General features: G+C 35.4%; 21 protein-coding genes. 18 read left to right on the top strand and 3 right to left on the bottom strand.

Going from position 1 to position 23,786, the window contains the following annotated elements:
• Window positions 1-7: 7 nt before the first annotated feature.
• Complete coding sequence (locus tag QE109_RS06710) at window positions 8-1,636, top strand: GH3 domain-containing protein (protein WP_281093655.1); 1,629 nt, start codon at window positions 8-10, stop codon at window positions 1,634-1,636.
• Window positions 1,633-4,176 carry an HD domain-containing phosphohydrolase gene (locus tag QE109_RS06705; protein WP_281093654.1) on the top strand — a complete coding sequence of 848 codons (2,544 nt, stop codon included), beginning with the start codon at window positions 1,633-1,635 and terminating at the stop codon, window positions 4,174-4,176. Before QE109_RS06710 ends, QE109_RS06705 begins: the two co-directional genes overlap by 4 nt.
• Window positions 4,177-4,264: 88 nt before the next feature.
• Here QE109_RS06705 and QE109_RS06700 read toward each other — a convergent pair whose 3' ends face one another.
• On the bottom strand, window positions 4,265-5,179 hold the full coding sequence (locus tag QE109_RS06700; protein WP_281093653.1) for a Gfo/Idh/MocA family protein: 915 nt from the start codon (window positions 5,177-5,179) through the stop codon (window positions 4,265-4,267).
• A gap of 230 nt (window positions 5,180-5,409) precedes the next feature.
• Here QE109_RS06700 and rocF point away from each other — a divergent pair, with 230 nt between their 5' ends.
• Entirely contained in the window at window positions 5,410-6,321 is a 912-nt protein-coding gene (gene rocF / locus QE109_RS06695; RefSeq protein WP_281093652.1) for an arginase, read from the top strand.
• A 105-nt stretch (window positions 6,322-6,426) separates the two neighbouring features.
• Window positions 6,427-6,735 (top strand): hypothetical protein, encoded by a 309-nt coding sequence (locus QE109_RS06690; protein WP_281093651.1) that lies wholly within the window; start codon window positions 6,427-6,429, stop codon window positions 6,733-6,735.
• A 49-nt stretch (window positions 6,736-6,784) separates the two neighbouring features.
• Here QE109_RS06690 and QE109_RS06685 read toward each other — a convergent pair whose 3' ends face one another.
• Both QE109_RS06685 and QE109_RS06680 read right to left on the bottom strand, forming a co-directional pair.
• Complete coding sequence (locus QE109_RS06685) at window positions 6,785-7,093, bottom strand: hypothetical protein (RefSeq protein WP_281093650.1); 309 nt, start codon at window positions 7,091-7,093, stop codon at window positions 6,785-6,787.
• A gap of 48 nt (window positions 7,094-7,141) precedes the next feature.
• Window positions 7,142-8,023 (bottom strand): DMT family transporter, encoded by an 882-nt coding sequence (locus QE109_RS06680; protein ID WP_281093649.1) that lies wholly within the window; start codon window positions 8,021-8,023, stop codon window positions 7,142-7,144.
• Between the two features lie 171 nt (window positions 8,024-8,194).
• Between QE109_RS06680 and QE109_RS06675 the strand changes: the two genes are divergently transcribed.
• From QE109_RS06675 to QE109_RS06610, 14 genes are all read left to right on the top strand, one after another.
• Window positions 8,195-9,775, top strand: a complete 1,581-nt coding sequence (locus tag QE109_RS06675; RefSeq protein WP_281093648.1) for a DEAD/DEAH box helicase — start codon at window positions 8,195-8,197, stop codon at window positions 9,773-9,775.
• A 130-nt stretch (window positions 9,776-9,905) separates the two neighbouring features.
• Window positions 9,906-10,397, top strand: coding sequence for a sigma-70 family RNA polymerase sigma factor (locus QE109_RS06670; RefSeq protein ID WP_281093647.1), 492 nt, complete (start codon window positions 9,906-9,908; stop codon window positions 10,395-10,397).
• The gene (locus tag QE109_RS06665) at window positions 10,394-11,275 is read left to right on the top strand and encodes an anti-sigma-V factor rsiV (protein WP_281093646.1); all 882 of its coding nucleotides are present in this window, start codon (window positions 10,394-10,396) and stop codon (window positions 11,273-11,275) included. The genes QE109_RS06670 and QE109_RS06665 overlap by 4 nt, the downstream gene beginning before the upstream one ends.
• A gap of 144 nt (window positions 11,276-11,419) precedes the next feature.
• A complete protein-coding gene (locus tag QE109_RS06660; RefSeq protein ID WP_281093645.1) occupies window positions 11,420-13,126 on the top strand; it encodes a PucR family transcriptional regulator in 1,707 nt (568 codons plus the stop codon).
• 73 nt (window positions 13,127-13,199) lie between these two features.
• Window positions 13,200-14,108 (top strand): oxamate carbamoyltransferase subunit AllH family protein, encoded by a 909-nt coding sequence (locus QE109_RS06655; protein WP_281093644.1) that lies wholly within the window; start codon window positions 13,200-13,202, stop codon window positions 14,106-14,108.
• A 19-nt stretch (window positions 14,109-14,127) separates the two neighbouring features.
• A complete protein-coding gene (fdrA, locus tag QE109_RS06650) occupies window positions 14,128-15,717 on the top strand; it encodes an acyl-CoA synthetase FdrA (protein WP_281093643.1) in 1,590 nt (529 codons plus the stop codon).
• Window positions 15,717-15,887 (top strand): fdrA domain protein, encoded by a 171-nt coding sequence (locus QE109_RS06645; protein WP_281093642.1) that lies wholly within the window; start codon window positions 15,717-15,719, stop codon window positions 15,885-15,887. Before fdrA ends, QE109_RS06645 begins: the two co-directional genes overlap by 1 nt.
• Window positions 15,888-15,904: 17 nt before the next feature.
• Window positions 15,905-17,158 carry a YlbE family protein gene (locus QE109_RS06640; protein ID WP_281093641.1) on the top strand — a complete coding sequence of 418 codons (1,254 nt, stop codon included), beginning with the start codon at window positions 15,905-15,907 and terminating at the stop codon, window positions 17,156-17,158.
• Window positions 17,159-18,115: a carbamate kinase gene (arcC, locus tag QE109_RS06635; protein WP_281093640.1), complete on the top strand. Its 957-nt coding sequence runs from the start codon at window positions 17,159-17,161 to the stop codon at window positions 18,113-18,115.
• Between the two features lie 57 nt (window positions 18,116-18,172).
• Window positions 18,173-19,537 carry a hypothetical protein gene (locus tag QE109_RS06630; protein WP_281093639.1) on the top strand — a complete coding sequence of 455 codons (1,365 nt, stop codon included), beginning with the start codon at window positions 18,173-18,175 and terminating at the stop codon, window positions 19,535-19,537.
• An 18-nt stretch (window positions 19,538-19,555) separates the two neighbouring features.
• Complete coding sequence (locus QE109_RS06625) at window positions 19,556-20,779, top strand: amidohydrolase family protein (RefSeq protein ID WP_281093638.1); 1,224 nt, start codon at window positions 19,556-19,558, stop codon at window positions 20,777-20,779.
• A 191-nt stretch (window positions 20,780-20,970) separates the two neighbouring features.
• Complete coding sequence (locus QE109_RS06620; protein WP_281093637.1) at window positions 20,971-21,984, top strand: TRAP transporter substrate-binding protein; 1,014 nt, start codon at window positions 20,971-20,973, stop codon at window positions 21,982-21,984.
• A gap of 36 nt (window positions 21,985-22,020) precedes the next feature.
• Complete coding sequence (locus QE109_RS06615; RefSeq protein ID WP_281093636.1) at window positions 22,021-22,479, top strand: TRAP transporter small permease; 459 nt, start codon at window positions 22,021-22,023, stop codon at window positions 22,477-22,479.
• The gene (locus tag QE109_RS06610) at window positions 22,476-23,756 is read left to right on the top strand and encodes a TRAP transporter large permease (protein WP_281093634.1); all 1,281 of its coding nucleotides are present in this window, start codon (window positions 22,476-22,478) and stop codon (window positions 23,754-23,756) included. Before QE109_RS06615 ends, QE109_RS06610 begins: the two co-directional genes overlap by 4 nt.
• The last annotated feature ends 30 nt before the right edge of the window (window positions 23,757-23,786 follow it).

Raw genomic sequence — 23,786 nt, 5'->3', positions numbered from 1 at the left:
GTAAATGATGAACTTAAAAAAGATGCTGAGTGAAAAACAATATGATCAAATTTGGAGCTTTTATTGTGGCTTCCTTGATTTGAGTTTGGAACAATACATGGATATACAGAAAAGGCTCATGATTGAACAGATGAATCTATGGTGTGCTAGTCCGCTCGGGAAAAGTATTTTAAAGGGAAAGAATCCTAAAACACTAGACGAGTTTAGAGCAATGGTGCCACTTACGACTTACGATGATTATGCTGATATTTTATTGCAAAAGCGAGCAGACACATTACCTGATCATCCTATTATCTGGATTCAAACAACATGGGAAGGTGGAAAACACCCTATCAAGGTCGCACCCTATACCCGAAGTATGTTAGATGTTTACAGAACAAATGTTACTGCATGCTTGATATTATCAACAAGTACTGCAAAGGGTAAATTTGATGTTGAAGATACAGATAAGTTTTTATATGGACTTGCTCCTTTGCCTTATGCCACAGGCTTATTCCCATTAGCTTTAAGTGAAGAAATTGATATTGAATTTTTACCTGAAATTAAAACTGCAGTGGAGATGACCTTTTCAGAACGAAATAAAGCAGGGTTTAAATTAGCAATGAAGAACGATGTAGAATTCTTCTTTGGACTAGGAAGTGTTGCATATGCAGTGAGTCAAAGTCTTTCAAGTATGTCTTCCGGAGGCTCAGGAGGATTAAAGTCACTGCTCAAATGTCATCCTAAGATGATGTATCGCATCTTAAAAGCTAAATATATCACTAAGAAGGAAAAACGTAATTTGCTACCAAAAGATTTATTCAAGTTAAAGGGTTTTATGGTAGCAGGTACAGATAATAAATGTTATAAAGATGATCTAGAGCATATGTGGGGAATCCGTCCCATGGAGCTTTTTGCAGGTACAGAACCTTCTATTATTGGGACAGAAACATGGACTAGAAAGGGAATGTATTTTTTCCCTGATACTTGTTTTTATGAGTTTCTACTTGAGAAAGATATGCTTAAGTTAATGGAGGAACCGACATTTAAACCACGCACTTATCTAATGGATGAAGTTGTTCCGGGTGAAAAATACGAGATTGTATTGACACTTTTAAAGGGAGGCGCTTTTGCCAGATATCGTGTAGGTGATATGTACCGGTGTGTTGGTTTAACAAACCATGAAGATGGCACTAAAATTCCAAGGTTTGAATATGTAGATAGAGTGCCAACCATTATTGACATTGCTGGTTTTACAAGGATTTCTGAGCATGGCATACAAAGCGCTATTGAATTATCTGGATTACCAGTGGTTGCATGGACTGCTAAAAAAGAGTTTTCTGAAGATAATAGACCATTTATGCATCTATATTGTGAGATAGAGAAGGATGCTTTTGCACATAACGCAGTGAGCACAGATATAATTAAGGAAATTTTAACGACATATTTTAAGTATATTGATCAAGATTATAGGGATCTAAAGAAAATTTTGGGGATGGATCCACTTAAAGTAACAATACTTAGATGTCAAACCTTTGCATCATTTGAAAAAAGGTATAAAAAAAATATTACTAAAGTCAATCCATCTCATAGTGATTTAATTGAGTTGTTAAGTGTTCAAAATCTTCAAGTAGCACAAGAGGGGGGAGTTGAATGAGTCAAAGCATATATGGTTATATTTCTAGTATTGCACTTTTATGTTACCTTTTTATGTTGATGATTTTTGTCAATGCTGAAAAAAATAAAATCATTAATGCTTTTTTGATGATTTTATCCTCTATGATTTTGTGGACGGGTGGCTCATTACTGATGCGTCTTCAAATTTGGCCCAATTATGTATTTTGGTATCACGTATCGCTGGGTGGATTAATGCTAATTATTTATAGTTACTTTAAATTTATCGTTTCTTTTACTGGAAAGAAAGCAACTTTAGCCTCTAATGTTTATTTTGTTTTACTGACGCTGTGTTTCTTAATTAATATTCCAGAAGGGATACTTTTAAAGTGGCCTAATCTAGTAGACGTCGGTGGTAAGACGATGATGGTTTATGACAAAATGACAAATTATGTCGCCATTTTATTTTTAGTTGCTGCCGTTGTGATCGTGCACATGCTATATTATCTATTTGGTTACCTTAAGAAAAATAAACGGTTAAATAAACAAGCCATGCCAATCGTTATTGGTATAGTTACTCTATTTGCTGGAAACTTAGCTTTGGTACTCCCTGTGTTTTCAGGTTTTCCTATTGATATTGTAGCAGGGGTTTTCAACGCAGGTTTTTTGATGTTTGCTCTGATCAGAAGGCACTTATTTAAACTCAAATTGATGGCAACAGAGAGTGTCGGTTATTTGTTTTGTGTAGTGCTTGGATTCCCTGTATTTTACAATCTGTTACCTTATATTGATAAGTATATTATTGGACGTGTCAATGGTCAGCAAGGTTATGAACTTCCAATTTATTTACTGAGCTTTGTTGTGGTGGTTTCACTTCTGTTCTATTTCTGGAAGAAAGTTATTTCTAGTATCTTTGTAAGAGAAGAAGAATCTCAAAACGAAATATTGAAACATTTTACAACTGAAGTTTCAAAGAGTCTTAAACTGAATGAAATATTGCAACAAACAGTTGAATCAATGAGTCAATCTACGGGAATTAAAAAAGTTTTTATTGGTTTACTTGATCATGAATCTAATAATTTTATACTAAGATACAGTGATCAGTCATTGGCAGATTTGTCTTTTGTAATTCGAAAAGACCATCCAATACTGAAATGGTTAAACAACAATGAAGATATACTTTTATTAGAAGAGTTTGAACAGACAGTAGATTTCAAATCAATTTGGGAAAGTGAAAAGTACCAACTTTCAAGGCTAGGTGCAAAATACTGTATAGGGCTTAAAGAAAATGGTGCATTGATTGGTATTATTTTATTTTCAGATTTTGGTAGAAAATCAAAGTTGAAATTACAAGATTTAAATATGATTATGTCTATTAGTTCAGTTGCTTCTATCGCAATTAAAAATGCACATGCATATGAAAAAGCATATTTTGAAGCACGAACTGATGATTTAACTGGCGTATTAAATCGTCGCTATTTCTATGAACTAATCGGTGAAATCTATGATCAAAATAAAGAAGGTGCACTGGCATTAATTATTATCAATATAGATGATTTTAAGTTGTATAATCAATTGTATGGTGTGAAGCAAGGAGATCAGGCGCTTAAAAATGTTGCTGATTTAATTAAAGGTTCCATTGGTGAACAAGGCTATATATCGCGTTATAGTGGTAAAGAATTTGCTATTTTGTTACCTGGATATGACGTGTTTTCTGCAAGAAAACTCACAGAGACAATTCGTGACCAAATAGGAAACATCACACATAATAGTGCAGGTCAAAGGCAAAAAAGTTTAACCATTAGTGCCGGTATAAGTGTGGCACCATTTGGTGCCAAAAGTGTAAAAGAGCTACTCGATAATGCTGATCATGCAGTATACCAAGTAAAACGAAAAGGTAAAAATGCAATAAGGGTGTTTGATACTTTTATCAATTCAGATAAAGGTTTAGATGAGCTAGATTATAACCAAGTTTATGATGATTATAAATCTACGATTTTTGCTTTAATGGCAGCAATAGATGCAAAAGATCATTATACATTTAATCACTCAGATAATGTTGCTAACTATGCTGTTGCTCTTGCAACTGAACTAAGACTAAACAAAGATATTGTTGAAAACATTAGACAAGCGGCTTTACTACACGATATTGGAAAAATTAGTATTCCCGAAAGTATACTCAACAAACCGGGAAAGTTAAGCGATGAAGAGTTTGTGATTATGCAAGGTCATGTGGAAGCTTCTATTGATATAATTAGACATTTACCATCTTTAGATTATGTTATTCCAGCTGTATTGGGGCATCATGAACGTTATGATGGCAAAGGTTATCCTCGACGAATTTCTGGAGAAGATATTCCACTAACTGCTAGAATTCTATGCTTAGCAGATTCATTTGATGCCATGATTTCAACACGTTGCTATAAACCAGATATGCCAATTGCAAAGGCGCTTTTAATCCTTGAAGAAGAAGCGGGGAGACAATTTGATCCTAAGTTAGTGTCGCTGTTTACAGATATGGTTAACAATGAAAAGCTTGGCTTATCATCAGCGGTTGAGCGATTAAAAGTAGTAAAAATGTAAATACAAATATAAATATAAATATAAATGAAAAAAATGAAAAAAATGAAAGCCCATTTACTTATATAATAAGAATAATGGGTTTTCATTTTTATGATTTTAAAGTATGTTCAAGTCTAGCAATAATGGCTTCACAAAGTTCATGCGTAATAAGTGCATCTTCATCTTTTTTGTTAAAACCTTTGTCTTGCGTAATTTCATCTAAAAATTGATCGATAATCGCTTCAAATCCTTTTTGTGTTAATGCTGAAACCCAATTATCATTGTTAGTAATAATTGAATTTCCATTTAAGTATTGAGTAGATAAACTTAAATCTTCTACAATACGTTTTTCTCCTTTTAACAGATATTCAATTTTTTCTTCAACTTTACCAGAGTCTCGATGCATGATGCCAACAGCAGTTTGACTATTGCCAAATAAATGAAGTGTAACTGCAATGAGTTCATTTGAAATACGCTTACCACTTACCCAAAAGTCAGTGATAGGCTCTGACATTAGATACCTAAGTGTATCAACAACATGGATAAAGTCGTCATAGACAAAGTGCCTGATGTGACAGGGTGAGTACAAACGATTCTTTTGATGAATAATGAGATCAGCAGGAGGAAGTTTTTTTAACGCTGTTAATAGAGGTGCGTATCTCCGGTTGAATCCTACACGAAGTATTATGTTTTTATCTTTTGCAAGTTGAAAAAGTGAGCGCGTTTCAAGTAGTGATTCCGACAATGGTTTATCAATATATACAGCAATTCCATTTTCAATGAGCTTTTTACATATTTCATAATGAGAAGGTGTTGCACTATGCACAAAAGCAGCATCAATACCAAGTGCAATTAAGTCATCAACAGAAGTGGTATGTTGATGAAGCTTGTATTCAAGCGATAACCGTTCAAGAACTAACTCGTTTCTAGAGCACAAAATCAAGTCAATATTTCTTTTGCGTGACAATATTGGTAAATAAGCTTTTTGAGCAATGTTTCCTATTCCTATCATTGCAATCTTCATATAGACCTCCACATGGTGATAAATCTAGTATACCCGTACCTTATAAGGATAAACCGATTGATAAAATCATGACAATATACAATGCACTTATATGCAAACATACAATTGACAAATCGCCAGAGGTAGGTTAAAATCTAAAAGAATTATGCAGTATTCATTTATAAATGTATAATATGGTAAAAAAAGGTTGAAACAAAATTGTGAATTTACAAGATGTTATAGGGGGAAATATGAAACCATCAATTAATTCAAAATTAGCGATTATCGGTGTTGCAATTGATTTGGGTGCAGGTACACCTGGAGTAAGTTTAGGACCAGCGGCTATTCGATTTGCAGGTGTAACAGAGCGATTAAGCAACATTGGTTATCAGGTTGAAGATATGGGGGATATTGTAGCAATAAAACCTGTCTCACCTCATACTGATGGCACTAACCTTAAAAATTTAGATGAAGTTGCAAGGGTAAATAACCTTTTATGTGAAAAAGTATCTACTGCAATGTCTGCAAACCTTTTTCCTTTGGTTCTAGGTGGTGATCACAGCATTGCAATTGGAACGATTGCAGGCGTTCTTCAACACAAGTCTAATCTCGGTGTTATTTGGTTTGATGCGCATGGTGATATCAACACAGATGAGACCTCACCTTCAGGAAACATACATGGTATGCCTGTTGCAGTAAGTTTGGGGTTGGGACATGATAGATTAACATCTATTGGTGGTACTGATAAAAAACTAAATACAAAAAATATTGTCTTTATTGGTTGTAGAGACTTAGATGCAGGAGAACGGAAAATTCTTAAGGAATTAGGCATTACTGTTTTTACCATGCATGAGATAGATCGATTGGGAATGACTGAAGTAATGACTAGGGCGATTGAAATCGCTTCAAATGGTACCGATGGTATCCATGTGAGTTTTGACTTAGACAGTATGGATCCAGTATTTGTACAAGGTACTGGAACTAGAGTTCCTGGAGGTTTAACTTACCGTGAAAGCCATTTGGCACTTGAAATGATTGCTCAAACTGAGAAAGTTGTCAGTGCCGAGTTTGTAGAAGTAAATCCAATTATAGATCATAAAAACGAAACTGCTAAAACAGCGGTTGCGTTAATAGGTTCTTTGATGGGAGAATGGTTAATCTAATCCCAAATATCAAAACTATAGATTCTGCCTCAGTAGAATGTGGTTAAAAATCAACAAGATGGGTAAATATAAAGTGACGATAATAGTCAGAAAGTAGGTGGTGATATGTTGAATGTTATACTTCAAGATGGTTTGAAGGATTACCTTAAACAGCATCATCATAACGATATCTCACTTAGTCTCACACATAGCGATTATGCAACAGGGAACATCCTTTCTATGAGTCCGCATATTCGTTATAAAGCTCCAGACGCTTTAGATCTATATGATACCTATATGGTTGATGGTGTTAGAGTGTATGTAGAAAAAGATGTAGTAGCCTATGATGATACTTTAGAATTTGTTGAGGAATCTCTTTTGGGCGTTCATAGATGCCATGTAGTTGGTATTAAGCTCGACAACAAACTCATATAAACTAAAAAAAAGATATCTCACTCTCTATTGAGGGGTGAGATATCTTTTTTTATGCTTTGTTTATAAGCTTTACACCACTTACAGTGATAGATTTGTTGAGAAAACCTTTTAACAGATTAAATTGAACTGCACTGCCGACAAACCTTGCACGCTTTGTAACGTAGACGTCAATTTCAGAAATATTCTCATGGTAATAATGCTCTAAATTTTTAGGCTTTTCGAGTGAAATATCTTCAAGTTCAAAAAAGCCGCAACATCCACCACCAGACAATGTGATGTCAAAAGTAAGATTTGATTTATTTTTTGATGTTAGATGTTGTATTACTTCTTCAGTTAATATGAATTTTGGTTGTTCCATTGTTCCTCCTCATTTTCTTTACGAATGTTCCGATCTAGTTTTACATCACTAGTTGTCTCGAATCAATCGCGAGATACTTGGTAAAATCGTAGCGAATGTAATAAGTAGAGCACCTGCTAGGCCTTGCAATCCGAGGGCTTCTCCTAGAATAATCCAGCCAAATAATGCACCAAAGAGCGGCTCGAAAACATAGAGTAAAGCTGTTCTAGAAGCTGTTAGGATGCTTTGGCAATAGTTAGCAATTAAATATGCAATACTTGTACAGCCAATGCTTAAAATTAGTATATTGATCCAAAGTTGTGGGTTGATTTTTAAATTTGTGGTCAATAGTGATAGATCCTCGCTGAATAATGCGAAAAGCAGACTTAGTACACCAACAGTAAGTACTTGAATAGATGCTAATGTTATTGCATGTGTATTTTTTACAAATTTTTCTACTTTTAGAATATAAAATGAAATAAAAATAGTTCCAAAGACCGTAATAATATCCCCATTGTTAATCCCACCATGGATACCATCAAGTGTGATCAGCGCGAGTCCTATAATAGCTAAAATAGTTGAAAACCATATGTTTTTTGTTTGATGTTTTTTATAGATAAATGTGAGTATGATGGGAACAAATATCACATTACTCCCCACTATAAATGCATTTTTTGCGACAGTTGTATATTTTAGACCATAAGTGTGCAAGATAAAAGCTAAAAAAAGCAATAAGCCTGTAATCAAACCACCTTTTAATGCTTGATTTGACAGTTTAAATTGTTTGAATACTACTAAAAAAAATACCAATATGATGCCACCGATGACAAAACGCATTGCCATAAAGGTGAAGATATTCATAATATCAAGCAAGGGTTTTGTGAGTGCAAATGAAGCTCCCCATAGTGCTACTGATAGCATGAGCCCTAGTTCGGCTAATTTACTTTTCATGTTTCACCTCGAAATTGTCACTTAATTCTATTTTACATGAATAAGGTAAGAATGTAACCTATAAATCAGTGATGGATTCTGTTATAATAAGATGAATTTAAAACTTAGCGATGTGCTATTAGAATAATTATAACTAATATTTATAATATATAAAATTAGAAAGAAGGCATTATGACACAAACATTTCGTGAATTTGGAATATCTGAAAATTTACTTAAATCTTTAGAAGAAATCGGTTATCAAGCACCAACAGAAGTTCAAGCAAAAGTTATTCCTAAAGTATTATCAGGACAGGACTTAATTGTAATTTCTAAAACGGGAAGTGGTAAAACAGGGGCTTTTGGTATCCCTATGTTAGAAAAATTGAATCACGACTTAAGTGGTCCAAAAGCTTTGATCTTGACCCCGACACGTGAACTCGCTGTACAAGTGGATCAAGATTTGAAAAGTATGTCTAAATATAAACCAATCAAAACTACTGTGTTATATGGTGGGCATAGTATGGTACAAGAAATAGAAAAGTTGGAAAAAGGCGTGGAAATAGTAACAGGAACACCAGGAAGGGTGTTTGATCATATCACTCAAGGCAATTTAAAGACGGGTTCAATTGAATACCTTGTACTTGATGAAGCTGATCGCATGCTTGATATGGGATTTATTGATCAAGTTAAACGAATTATTAAGAAAATACCTTCAAAGCGAGTTACGATGCTCTTTTCGGCAACTATGCCTTCAGAGATTCAATACCTTTGTAAGAGTTATATGAATTCACCAGATACAATTGAGATTGAGTCTGATACTAAAACTGTCGATTCAATAACACAATATTATTACAAAGTTGAAGCCAATGAAAAACGTAGACAGTTACATCGTATATTAACTGTTGAACAACCTGAAAGTTGCATGGTTTTTTGTAATACCCGAATTGCGGTAGATAGAGTCAACGAGTTCTTGGAAAATAAGGGGTATTCATCAAAAGCCCTTCACGGTGCAAATTCACAAAGTAATCGCATGAAATCTATTCAACAATTTAAAAAGGGTGGATTTGAAGTTTTAGTTGCGACAGATGTTGCTGCTAGGGGAATACACGTTGATGATTTATCATTGGTTATCAACTATGATGTACCTCAAGATAAAGATAGTTATGTACATCGCATCGGTCGTACCGGCCGTGCTGGAAATGGTGGAAAAGCGATATCTTTAGTCACTAAAGATGATCTTTTTACACTTTATGAAATAGAAGAACATGTGGGGGCACTTATACCAGAGGAGCCACTGCCTACAGATGAACAAGTAAACGCGATGCCAAAACGCGTTCCAAAACCTAGAACAAGACCGACTACTCATACTGGTAGTGATAAGCGAAATGATCATAAATCGAATCAATCGAGATCAAACAGTACGCATAAGACCGTACAAAATAATAAACCTTATAATGCACCAAAATCAAATAATTCATCAACTCAAAACACTAACCCTAAACCGAGTAACCCTAAACCGAGTAACCCTAAACCGAATACTCCTAGACCAAGTAATACGAATAAGTCGAAAACGGGTTATGAACAGAGAAAAAGTGCACCTTATAAATCTGAATATGCTCACAAAGAACAAGTTGTACCTTCTAAAGTTGATCCTACAAAAGTAGAAAATCAAAAATCAAATATGACATCACAGATTTCAGATAAAGGAACACCAACCAAAACTAAGACATCTTTGATTCAAAAGATTAAGCAAGTATTTAATAGAAAATAATAATATAAATACCAGTAAAAGATAAAGCAGCCACCACAATTGGGACTGCTTTTTATTTGTCTCAAAACTTTTTACTTACATACGCCGTCTATTATTGTGTAAGCTTACTTTGTAACACAGGAGATTTTAAATGGACAAAAAAAGAAAATTAATAGATGAACTTCAAGCTTATCTATTAGAAAATAAAAATGCACATTACAGATTAGCATATAGCTATACTAAACACCCCGAGGACGCTTGGGATATTATACAAGAAAGCGTGGAAAAGGCAATCAGGGCAATTCACAAATCCAATTTTCCCGAGTCAATTAATAATTGGTTTTATCGCATATTGATTAATACATCACTTGATTATCTTAGAAAAAACAAACGCCTTATTTTAACAGAAAGCAATGTGCTTGAGCGCATGTTAGAACATGAAGATCATTATGAAAATATTGATCTAGAGAAAGCAATGGATCAAATTCCATCGGAGATAAAAACGATTATTACCTTAAGGTACTTTGAAGATTTGAAAATATCCGATATAGCGATCATGCTGGATCAAAATGAAAATACAATTAAGACAAAATTATACAGAGGATTGCGATTACTTCGTCTTGAAATGGAGGAGGACTTATGAATATTAACGATAAACATATAAAAGAACAACTGCAAAATGAAATAGAGCGTTACAAATCTTCTCAGATTCCCGATGATCTTGAAATGAAAATTAGAAGAACCTTCAAAGTGAATCGTAGGAAAAAAAGCTTGCAAAGGGTAGTGGCAACTGCTGCTGCTGTGATGTTGCTTTTATTAGGGTCTGCAAATATCAATGAAAGCTTTGCAATTGCAATTTCTGAAATCCCGGTTTTAGGTAATATTGTCAAAGTGCTTAATTTCAGATTCGAAACAATAGATAATGAAAATATACATGTAAATGTTGAGACACCTGTGATTACCGGACTTGATAATGAGGTGCTTGAAAACAGTTTAAATGCAAAGTACTATGAAGAAAATAAAGCGCTTTATGATGACTTTATAGCCAATATGGGTGAGGTTGAAGCAGTAGGCGGCCATATGGGATTTGATTCTGGTTATGAAGTAAAGACCGATACTGATGAAATCCTTTCAATTGGAAGATATTATGTCAATACTGTGGGGTCATCCTCTACCACATTCTCTTTTGATACCATTGATAAGATCGAAGGTATCATGATTACATTACCAAGTCTCTTTAAAGATCAGACATATGTTGAGACCATCTCAAAGTATCTTGTTGAAAAAATGGAAGCGGATATGAAAGCCGATTCAGATAAAATTTACTGGGTAGGTGAAGATGATATTGAAGCATTCAAGCAAATAAATGAAGATCAAAACTTTTATATAACCGCTGAAGGAAAGTTAATCATCTCATTTGACAAATATGAGATAGCACCTGGTTATATGGGGACTTTAGAGTTTGAAATACCTACAGAAATCATCTCGGATTTACTGGTAAGTGATAAGTACATTCATTAAGCAAATCCTAACAAAATCAACAAAGAAAGTGGAAAACCATACTTCAAATCAAGTTGAAGTATGGTTTTTGCTATTTCTAAAATCTATACAAATTTGGAACTCTCCTATATACTAATATGCATGAGAAGCAAAGGAGGGACATTTATGTATGTAACGATTGATCACATACTTCATCTTGAAAAAATTGAAGGTATCAAATTAATTGCAGGTGCCTCTGGCATTCAAAATCGAATTAGCAATGTGAATATGCTAGACAATCCAGATACTTTCGATTGGCTTATCTCAGGGGATTTATTATTAACAACAGGTTACATCTTTAAAAATGATGTTGCCTATCAAAAGCATCTGATCCAAGAACTATATGAGCGAAATTGTGCTGGACTTGGTATGAAAGTACAAAGGTATTTTGAGAAAGTACCTGAGATGATGATAAGTGCTGCTAACGAATTAGGGTTTCCAATCATAGAAATTCCCTACAGGTATTCATTGTCAGATATTAGTAATGTCGTCACTAGTTCAATCTATGGGAATATGGATTCTATACTAAAAAAGAGTTTATCACTGCATGAGACTTTTACCAAAGTCGCTCTTCGCGGTGGCACTTTAAATGATATAACAGCAACGATTGCAGAGAAAATTAGAAATCCACTTATTTTACTTGATAGTAAGTTTAGACTGCTTGCTTATAAGGACATCATTGAAAATCAAGTGAAATTAGAAAGTATATTTGATCTACATTATAAAAGTGTCGTATTTGACAATGAGTTCAACAATAAGCTGCCAGTAGATCCAGAAAAATTTAAGAAATCAATAAAAATAAAGTTTATTCAAAATGAGTTATCGCTAATATGTAGAGTAATTCCCGTTATTGCAATAGGGACAATTTACGGTTATTTGGTAGTCGTTGAAAATGTTAGTAAGCTTACTGAGATTGATTATATTGCACTCGAACATGGTGCGACTGTTATCGCACTTGAACGTATAAAAGCAAAAGAGATTGAGGTTGTAAAACATCGCGTGAGAAGTGATTTTTTTGATGATTTGTTATCAGATAATATTCGTTCTGTTAATAGCCTGAACAATATGGCTGAAATTCATGGACTCAATGCATATAAAAAACATTATTGTATGATTTCTGAACTTAATAATACGCAGAAAACCAACAATGATGACTTTTGGAAAGACAACATACAATTAAGTAAAATTAGAGATCAAGTTACTAAAGTGATTCACGCTGTATTAAATCTGCATAAACATAAAGCAATATCAATTCACCGAAGAAATAAGATTATAACATTTGTTCAAATAGATGAGCAAGATACCAAACTTGTGAAAAATCAGAGTTTGGAAATTGCTAGAGATATCGTTGAAAAATGTCAAAAACAGTTTGGTGCTGTTGATATGCATATTGGTATCGGTAAAGTTTATGAAATTTTATCCATGAGTAAGAGTTTTAAAGAAGCCCAAGAAGCGATCAATATGGAATTTAGGCTTCAAGATGCTGCAAAAGTAGCACACTATGAAAATTATATGATTTACAATTTACTTGGGGCCGAACTTTCAAAAGAGAAACTCAAAGAGTTCTATGATAAGACTGTTGGTAATCTTGTAGACTATGACAAAGAAAACAACACCAATCTTGTAGAGTCACTTAAAACTTACTTTGCGCATAATGGCAACATCTCGGAGGCAAGTAAAGAGATGTTTATTCATAGAAACACTTTTATTTATCGCATTGAAAAGATAAAATCAATTCTTGCAAGTGATCTCAAAGACAGTGAAGCACTATTGGAACTTCAACTTGGACTAAAAATTATGGATTATTTATTATTGGGCAATATGCCTAACTGAATTGTATAGATTTTAGAAATTCATCCAATGACCATCCTTTTTATATCTCATATACTGAATATGAGAAAAGGGGATGGTCATTTTGTTTTATGTTACAGCTATTCATCAAACGAAGATGAACAAGATTAAACGTATATCAGAATTTATATGTGTTCAAGTTTTTGATAAAATGGCCAATTTTGTAGCTGGTGATGAAATGTTCACGATACAAAATCCAGATGTCGAACGCTCTGTAGCAGCGCTGATACTGACAAGGAAAATCAATTTTAAAAAATTACCTCTTAAACCAGGTGATCGTCTAGAAATTGTTGGAGATTGTATTTGCAATGACAACATCATATTTAACATTGCAAAAGCTGTACCTTTTGAGACGAATTTCAAACTTGCTGATATGAATAACTGGGATGAAGAACGTCTTATGAATGCTGCATTTATGGTTAAAAGTCAAATTGTAACTTCTAGTCATAATGGCGTTGGTATCGGTAATTGTTTGATCTATGAACAATTTAAGCCGCTGGATCTTGTTCAGCAAAAGTTTGTAAGATTGATTACACCTTTTGAATGTACGAATCAATGGCAGATTGATCAGTTCACTAGAACAATTGATCAAATCATAGGACTTGGCCCTGGCTTAACGCCGTCAGGAGATGACTTTTTAATAGGATTTTTAAGTGTCATTAGATTTTTTTCCGAAAATTCACAAATTAATCATCATTTAAATCGAATTGAAGAAAGGGTTGAATCTTTATTGTTTAAGACAACAGTGGTTTCAAAAGCCTTTTTAAGCGGTGCAATTGATGGTCAATTTGCCCAAAGTATCTGCCTTTATTTTGAAGCGCTGGATAATGAAGATAAAACTTTACAACATAGAAGTTTAGAAAAAATCGCACAACATGGTAGTAGTTCTGGTGTAGATACACTTAATGGGATATTGTTTGGAATCAAATGGATTATGGGGAATTTAAAACAGGCGAATCATTAAATTTTAAAGGAGATTTTAAATGGTAAAGAAGAGCATTATTAAAGAAAATGCTTACTACGATTCAGTGACCCTTATGCTGATATCTAGTGAAGTAAATGCTATGGAAGGCGTTGAAAACGCAGCAGTTATGATGGGTACAGATCAGAATAAGGATTTAATGTACGATTCTGGTCTAATTGATGACAAAGATTTAGAGCACATCAATGCCAATCATATGGTAATTGGCGTTTTAGCACAGTCAGAAGAAATTGCTGATCAAGTTATTGAAAAAGTCAATATGTCATTAGACCAGAAGAAAACAAGTACTGCAGGTGGAGCGGTGCGCACTAAAACAGCAAGCTCTGCAGTTAATAAATTAGGAACAGCTAATATGACCATTATCTCTGTTCCTGGAAGATTTGCTAAAAATGAAGCGATGAGAGCAATGGATCTGGGACTCAATGTACTTTTGTTCTCTGATAATGTATCACTTGAAGAAGAAATTGAGCTTAAAAAAGTTGCTGTTGAGAAACAACTATTATTGATGGGACCTGACTGTGGAACTGCTATTATCAATGGCGTATCACTTGGGTTTGCAAATAAAGTAGCTAGAGGACACGTTGGTATCGTAGCGGCAGCTGGTACAGGTTTACAAGAAGCATCTGTAATCGTTGATCGATATGGTGCTGGCATATCACAAGCACTTGGAACTGGTGGTAGAGACCTTAAAAAAGAAGTGGGCGGTATGATGATGCTCATGGGTATAGAGGCTTTGATTGAAGATGATGAGACTAAAGTAATCTTAATCGTATCTAAACCTGCTGCAAAAGAAGTGATGGATCAAGTAATTGATAAATTAATGGAAACAAGCAAACCGAAAGTTCTTTGTATACTAGGCGGAGAGCGTCAGACGTCTAAAGAAAATGGCGTATACTATGCTGAAACATTAGAAGATGCAGGGATCATTGCTGCAAGACTATCACAAGGTAAAGAAGATATAACAACCTATTTTTCTAAAGACAAATCCGAAATTGAATCAATAGTTTATAATGAATCTGCAAAATTCAAAAGCAATCAAAATTACTTGAGAGGATTATATGCTGGTGGAACACTTACTTATGAATCGATGTTAGTTGCCAGAGATATAATTGGCGAAACGTATTCTAACACACCTCTTAAATCAAGTTTATTGCTGACAGATGTAAAAAATAGCGTTAAAAATACAGTGCTAGATATGGGTGATGATGAGTTTACAAATGGTAGACCTCATCCGATGATCGATACAAGACTTCGTGTTGAGCGTATTAAGAAAGAAGTGATGGATGAAGAAGTTGCCGTTATATTATTAGATTGTGTAATCGGCTATGGTGCTAACGAAGATCCTGCAGGTGATCTTGCTAAAGTCGTTAAAGAAGCAAAAAATCTGGCTCAAAATGAGGGACGACATATTAGTTTTGTTGCATCAGTATGTGGTACTGAAAAAGATATTCAAGTTAGAATGGCGCAGGAAAACAAACTTAAAGAAGCGGGCGTAATTGTAATGGATAGCAACGCACAGGCAGCTAGATTAGCGGCACTAATCGTCAATAGAGGTGCAATGTTAGAATCACTTAGTTGGGAGGTTAATTAATGAAAGTAAATACTTTATTTAAATCTGAACTTAGAGTTGTAAATATTGGAATCGAAAGTTTTTTCAACGCATTACAAGATCAGCAAGTACCAAGTGCCCATGTGAAGTGGCAGCCACCAGCTGGTGGAAATGCCAAAATGATGGAACTACTAGAATTTCTTAAAAAATAAAGATAGGAGCGAACAACATGAATAAAATCGATATAGCAAATCAAAAAGCACTTGAAATTGTGAATAAAGGCGAACCTGTACTCGTAGATATTAAGTTTGCCAAAGACGTATTGCCAGGTATGGCTAAAAACGTTATAGGTCATGCTGGTCCTCCAATTACTTGGGCGGAAATGTGTGGTCCTATGAAAGGCGCTGTAATTGGTGCGATTAAATATGAAGGCCTTGCGACAACAGATGAAGAAGCTGTAAAACTCGTTGAAAGTGATGGCGTTATCTTTAAACACAATCATAGTATGGGGGCTGTGGGACCAATGACTGGGATGATCACTTACTCTATGCCGCTATATGAAGTGAAAAATATGACTTTTGGTAATGTTGGCTACTGTACTTTCAATGAAGGTTTAGGAAAAGTAATGCGTTTTGGTGCAAATGACGAGACTGTTATTAAAAGACTTAAATGGCTTGAAGAAGTACTCGCTCCTGTTTTAAAGAAAATGCTTAGCGAATATGGTCCAATGAATTTAAAAATCATCATTACAAAAGCACTTGCAATGGGTGATGAGATGCATCAAAGAAATGTTGCAGCATCTGCTTTATTTTTAAAAGAACTTGCCCCTAAACTAGTCACTGTTATTGAAGATAAAGAAGTTTTAAAAGAAGTAATGGAGTTTGTGACAGGTAATGAACAGTTTTTCCTAAATTTAGCGATGGCTGCTGGAAAATCTATTATGGATCCTGCAAAAAACATCAAGGACAGTACACTTGTAACTGCCATGAGTAGAAACGGTACAAACTTTGGTATAAAGGTAAGTGGTCTTGGAGAAAGATGGTTTGAAGCACCTGTTGAGATGCCAGTTGGATTATATTTCCCTGGATACTCTGAAAAAGATGCAAATCCTGATATGGGTGATAGCACAATTGTAGAGACTTATGGTATTGGTGGTTTTGCAATGGGTTCAGCACCAGCAGTAGTAAGATTTGTAGGCGCTGCATCTGTTGAAGCAGCACTAGATTATACACGTGATATGGGTGAAATTACCATAGGAAAAAGCCCTCACTACATTATTCCAAATATGAACTTCGAAGGTGTTCCAACAGGGATTGATATTCGAAAAGTTGTCGAATTTGGTTTAGCGCCAGTGATTAACACAGGTATGGCACACAAAGAACCTGGAATTGGTCAAGTAGGAGCGGGGATTGTAAAAGCACCGATGTCTTGCTTTACTCAAGCTGTAGAAGCATTTGCAGCACAATATAAACCGGAGGAATAAATGGCTAATCATAAACGTGTATTAATTGCTATTGGCGGTAATGCCATTACACAAGAAGGACAAGTGGGAACCATAGCCGAACAAATGGAAAACATTGAGCAAAGTCTAAGTCCAGTTGTAAAAATGTTGACAGATGGCTATGACCTTATCATTACACATGGTAATGGTCCACAAGTAGGCAGTGCACTGATTAAAGAAGAAACGAGTAAAAATAAGGTGCCGGCATACCCTTTAGATATTTTAAATGCCCAGACACAGGGCAGTATAGGGGTCCTTATAGAGCAAGCTTTGAAAAACAAATTGAGACTTGCAAGGTCAACTAGAGAAGTCGCAACCTTAATTACTCAAGTTTTAGTTGATCCTAAAGATCCAAGGTTTGAAAATCCTTCAAAACCAGTAGGTCCGTTTTACACAGAGGAACAATTGAAACAATTAAAGTCTGAAGAACCTTCAGCAAGAGATTTTACATGGGTGGAAGATAGCGGAAGAGGTTATAGAAGGGTCGTACCATCGCCTTTACCAGTGGATATCTTAAATAAAAAAGCGATTCAATCTTTAGCGGAAAATCATTTTGTGGTTGTTGCCGGAGGAGGGGGCGGTATCCCAGTTGTAGAAGATAATGGTCAGTTCATTGGGGTCGAGGCTGTTATAGATAAAGATTTTGCAAGTGCTTTAATTGCTGCACAAATCGAAGCTGATATTTTCATGATATTAACAGGTGTTTCTAGAGTGATGTTGAATTATGGAAAACCGAATCAAGTTGAACTCGCTGAGATGACGGTCGCTCAGGCTAAAAAATATATGAATGAAGGTCAATTTCCAAAAGGCAGTATGGGGCCTAAAATTGAAGCCGCAATTTCATATATTGAAAATGGTGGAAAGCAAGTTATTATCACTTCAATTGATAAAGTTGAAGCAGCATTAAATGGTGAAACTGGAACAAAAATTGTTAGATAAGATTAATTGTTTTAAATGGTTAAAAGGGGTTAATAATTCTGAAGAAGGAGAACAAATATGAAAAAAACAAAGTTCGCAGGTATAGCACTAATTTTATTATTAATGATTACACTCTTCTCAGGATCAGTGGTGTTTGCAGACACAGCAACTGAAACTGTCAAGGAAGTTCCATCTGGATTATATGCGATTTTGACTGTTATTCCATTAGCAGTTATATTAGTACTGTTATTTATGAAAGTTAATATGCTTGTAGCCGGTTTAATTGGTGGTATAATGGCTATGGTTATTGGTGGCATATCTCTTGCTACAGCAAATTCACTATTCCTTGCTGCAATACCGAGCATGCTTTCGATTACCGTCCCAATTATCAACTCAGCTGTTGCGACAGCAGTGTTTAAATCAGGTGGTTATACATCAGCCTTAGCACTTGTTAGAAGAGGTATTGGTGGAAAAGTCGAGTACTTTGCAGCATTTATCGTAATTCTAATGTCAGCAGCGACATATATGTCTGGTATTGGCGGAGGTACTGCGATGGTTCTTGCACCACTTGCTTTTGCAGCAGTGGGTGCTATTCCTGAGTTAATTGCAGCGATGTGTTTAGCTGCAGCAGTTTCATTTACAACATCTCCAGCATCACTTGAGTCTGGCATCGTATCAAAACTTACTGGAAGTCCTGTGACAGAATATGTCGCAACGATGAGACCTTATTGGCTCATCTTTGTAGCAGTAGCAGTTGTCATTGGTTTTATCGGTGCAAAACGTAGAAAAACACTTTTCCAAAGTGAAGAAACTGATGAAGTTAAAAATAAAACAACAAAAGAATTATGGTTAAATACAATGCCTGCAATTTTCTTGTTATTTGCAGTTCTTGCAGGACCTTATATCAATAAAGCGATTGGTATGCCAATTCTTGGACCAATGATGTACATGATCATCACAGTAGGATTAATTGCACTTTGTACTAAATTTACTTTACCACAATCGGCAGATGCGTTAATTGAAGGTTCGACTTATATCCTTACACGTCTATTCCAAGTTGGTATTTTCTTAACCTTTATCAATATCATCGGAGAAACAGGTGCCTTTGGCGCGATTGTAAGTGTTGCACAAGCTGCACCATCTGCACTGGTTGTACCTGTAGCTGTACTTGCTGGATTTGCAATTGGTGTACCTGCTGGTGCTTATGTGGGTACTATATTAACACTTGTATTACCTGTTGCAATCACACTTGGATTACCATTACAAGCTATTGGTTTTATCGCAATGGGCGTTGGACTTGGTAGTCAGATGAGTTTCGTAAATATTACGATGCAAGCGCAGTCTTCTGGATTCCAAATTCCAATTTTACAAGTTGTAAAAGGAAACTCAAAGTGGATATTAGGTTCACTTGTAATTTTGTTAGTGATATCATTTTTCGCATAATTGAATTAGGAGGCACAAATGGAACTTTTAATTAAAAATGTAATCATCGATGAAAGTAATAAACCTGTTGATATTGCTATTGAAAATGGATTTATTAAGAAAATAGCAGAAAATATTGTTGCTCCAGCTGATCGTGTAATATATGGAGAAGGACATGTGGTGATTCCAGGTCTGGTTGAAGCACATCTTCATCTTGATAAGGCACTGATTGCAGGTAGATTACCAAACAAATCAGGAACACTTAAAGAGGCAATTGAAGTCACTGGAAAACTTAAATCAACTTTTACGAAAGAAGATGTAATGACCAGAGCAACTGAAGCAATAGAGATGTTGATCCAAAATGGAACGACCTATGTACGTACACACGCTGAGTTTGATCCAAGTGGTGGTTTTCATGGATTTGAGACTATTATGGCGCTTAAAGATAAATATAAAGAGGTTATCGATATCCAAGTGGTTGCTTTTCCTCAAGAGGGCATATTTAAATCACCAGGAACTGAAGAAATGATGCATAGAGCTATGGAATTAGGCGCAGATGTAGTAGGTGGTATACCTTACAATGATACAGATGCCATAGCACATATTGATCTGATATTTGAAATTGCTAAGAAATATGATAGAGATATAGATCTACATCAAGATTTCAAAGATGAATACGAAGGACAAACCATTGCTTATTTATGTGAGAAAACCATAAAAGAAGGTTATCAAGGAAGGGTGTCAGTTGGCCATCTTACTACCCTTGGTGCGATGCCAGATGCTGAGTTAAACCCTATAATTGAGCTAATGGCAAAAGCGCAAATCAATGTAATGTGTTTACCTATGACCGATTTACACCTCGGTGGTAGAAATGATGAATACAATGTTAGAAGAGCTGTAACGCCAGTTAGGAAACTAAGAGACGGTGGTGTCAATGTCTGTTTAGCAACGAATAATATCAGAAATCCATTTACACCTTATGGTAATGGTGATTTGTTACAAGTAGCAATGCTGGCAATTCCTGTTGCGCATCTTGGCGGTGCTGATGATTTACACACAACACTACCTATGATCACAGAAAATCCTGCTAAAGCACTAAAATTGAGAAATTATGGTGTTAAAGTAGGGTGCGAAGCGACGTTAGTTGTTTTAGACACAAAAGATTACCATAATACAATACTAGACATGCCAGAGCGATTATTTGTGATAAAAAATGGACATGTTACCATTGAACTTAAAAGACAACTTACTAAGAATTATTAATCAATAGAGAAAAACTTAGGAATGATCAAGTAACAATAATGACCATAAAAAAAGGATGAGTATTCATCCTTTTTTTTATGGTCATTTTGCACAATAGAATGAAAGCTATTTAGTATAGCCCTACAATGACTGTACTATAAAAAAAACATAAAATAGAATTAGAAGACGCAGTAATTATTTAGGAGGTTTTTATGAAAAATATAAGAATATATAGCTTGGTGATCTTAATTTTAAGCATATCTGTTTTTGTGTTAGTGGGATGTTCAAACGACACATCTGTCATCACGATAAAATTAAGCCATGACTTACTTGAAAATACACCTCAACATGTTGGTGCATTAGCGTTTAAGTCAGAGGTTGAAACAAAGAGTGAGGGTAGAATTAAAGTGGAAATTTTTCCTGCAGGGCAGCTAGGAAGTGATGTGGAAGTGACTGAGATGATGCAATTAGGAACGCTACAAGCTGGTCTAGTACCAACCGCTAAGCTCAGTGGTTTTGCACCTGAACTCCAAATTGTAGACCTTCCTTTTATCTTTGAATCTCGTGATATCGCATATGCGGTATTAGATTCAGAGTTTAAAAATACGGTTTTCGAATCGCTTTTGGAAAAGAAACTTAAAGGAATCGCATTTTGGGAAAGTGGATTTAAACAATTTACATCAAATTTTGATATATCAAGTCCAAATGACTTAATGAACCGAAAAATAAGGGTTATGGAAAGTCCAATGCTCATAGAGCAGTATAAAATGGTAGGGGCGAATCCTACGCCTATTGATTTCTCTGAAACTTATAATGCGCTTCAACAGGGCGTAGTAGAGATGCAAGAAAATCCTTTGGTCTCAATTGTTAATATGAAGTTTTATGAAGTACAAGATGTTTTAACGATGAGTAATCACGGTTATCTTGCTTACGCGTTTTTACTCAGTAAAGATTTTTGGGATGGTTTATCAGAAACAGATCAAGAGATCGTCGAATCAGCAGCAATGAATGCTGCTAAAGTAGAGCGCGAAGAAACAATTGCCAGTGAAGAAGTCTATCTTCAGACGATTAAGGATAGTGGTACGTTGGTTAACGAAATAGATGATGCACAGCGTGCTGCTTTTATCAACGCATGGCAGCCTTTAAAAGATGACTATACACATATTTTGGGAGCTGATTTGATGGACCAATTGGATCAAGCGATAAAAGATGCCCAGCAAAAATAATATGAGTGAGGATTAAATAAAAAGTTAGGGGTGGATATGTTGGACAAAATTCTTGCTAAAGTTGAAAATACAATAATCGTAGGTGCACTGTTGTCTAGTGTCCTAGCACTTATGGTCAATATTGTATTACGGTATATATTTAAATCCGGTTTGATATGGGCTGAAGAATATGCGAGATTTGCTATTGTTTGGCTAACTTTTATCGGTGCAAGTGTAGTGATAAGAGAAGGCGAACATTTATCTGTGGGGATTGTGATGGAACTTTTGAAAAATCGTAAAGCTAAAGTCTTTGTAGAGAAGACTGGCATTTTATTGGCACTATTATTTAGCGTGTTCTTGATTGTATTTGGAGGTCAACTTACGGTAGAAACCTATAAACTTGGACAAGTTAGTCCATCACTACAACTTCCCATGTGGACCGTTTATAGTGCGGTTCCCATGGGGGGCTTGCTGACCAGTTATAGATTTATACAACTTTTAAGGAGAAAGACATGATTGCTTTTGTATTTGTTTTACTGCTTGCAATGATGCTAATGACGACGCCAATATATGTTGCGCTGGCAGGTACAGTAACGGTTGTTTTTGCGCTTTTCAGTGATATTCCACTTATGATTGTCATTCAGAGAATGTTTGCAGGCATCAATAAATTTTCGCTGATGTCTATTCCTTTTTTTATCTTAGCAGCAAATGTAATGAGTTATGGTGGCATTTCAAAACGAATCATAAAGCTTGCTAATATATTGGTGGGTGAATTACCTGGTGGACTTGCAATGACAGTTGTGCTCGCAAGTATGTTCTTTGGTGCAATTTCAGGGTCAGCACCGGCTACTGTTATCTCAGTGGGTGCGTTACTTTATCCTGCATTACTAGAAAAAAAATATGGTGAACACTTCTCCGCGGGAATCGTAACTGCTTCAGGATCACTTGGTATTATTATTCCACCTTCTGTGACGATGATCGTCTATGGTGCGATAACAGGTGCATCAGTTGGTGCTTTGTTTATGTCGGGGTTCGGGGCAGGAGTTGTATTTTCACTGGGTTTTATCCTGTATGCATTTCTATATGGCAAAAAACATAAAGCGGTGATTACGACGCAAACGTATACGATAAAAGAAAAAATTAAGGCGCTTAAAGATGCTGCTTGGGGGATGGGAATACCGATCATCATATTAGGCGGAATCTATAGTGGAATTTTCACTCCGACTGAAGCATCTGCAGTTGCTGTTTTCTATGCACTCTTTGTAGCACTTATTATTTATCGAGAGATGACAGTCAAAAGCATAACCCAAATGTTTGTTAGGTCGTCTGTAACAACTGCACAGGTCATGATATTACTTTCCGCAGCTTCAATTTTTGCATGGCTACTGACTTCAGAAGGTGCGACGACGCTCCTTGCGAGTAGCATGCTTCAGTTTAGCTCACACCCTTTGGTGATTTTGATGATGATGAATGTGATCTTTTTAGTGGGTGGGATGTTTATTGATGGCGCGTCGCTAATAATGATCTTAGTACCTCTAATTTATCCCATTGCCACTCGAGTGGGAATTGATCCAATCCACTTAGGGATTGTTATCACTGTCAATTGTGCGATTGGGATGTTTACACCGCCATTTGGACTCAATTTATTTGTAGCTTCGGGCATAACAAACAAACCATTATCATTTATAAGTAAATCTGTATTGCCTTTTATAGCAATATCTATGGTAATCCTGATTATAATTACGTTGTTTCCTAGCTTAAGTTTGTGGCTTCCAAACGTCATTTATAAGTAATCATACAAAATAAGCGCTTACAATTAAACT

Source organism: Fusibacter bizertensis, from assembly GCF_029914245.1.
Classification (GTDB): domain Bacteria; phylum Bacillota; class Clostridia; order Peptostreptococcales; family Acidaminobacteraceae; genus Fusibacter_C; species Fusibacter_C bizertensis.
This window is presented reverse-complemented; position numbering and strand designations above follow the sequence as displayed.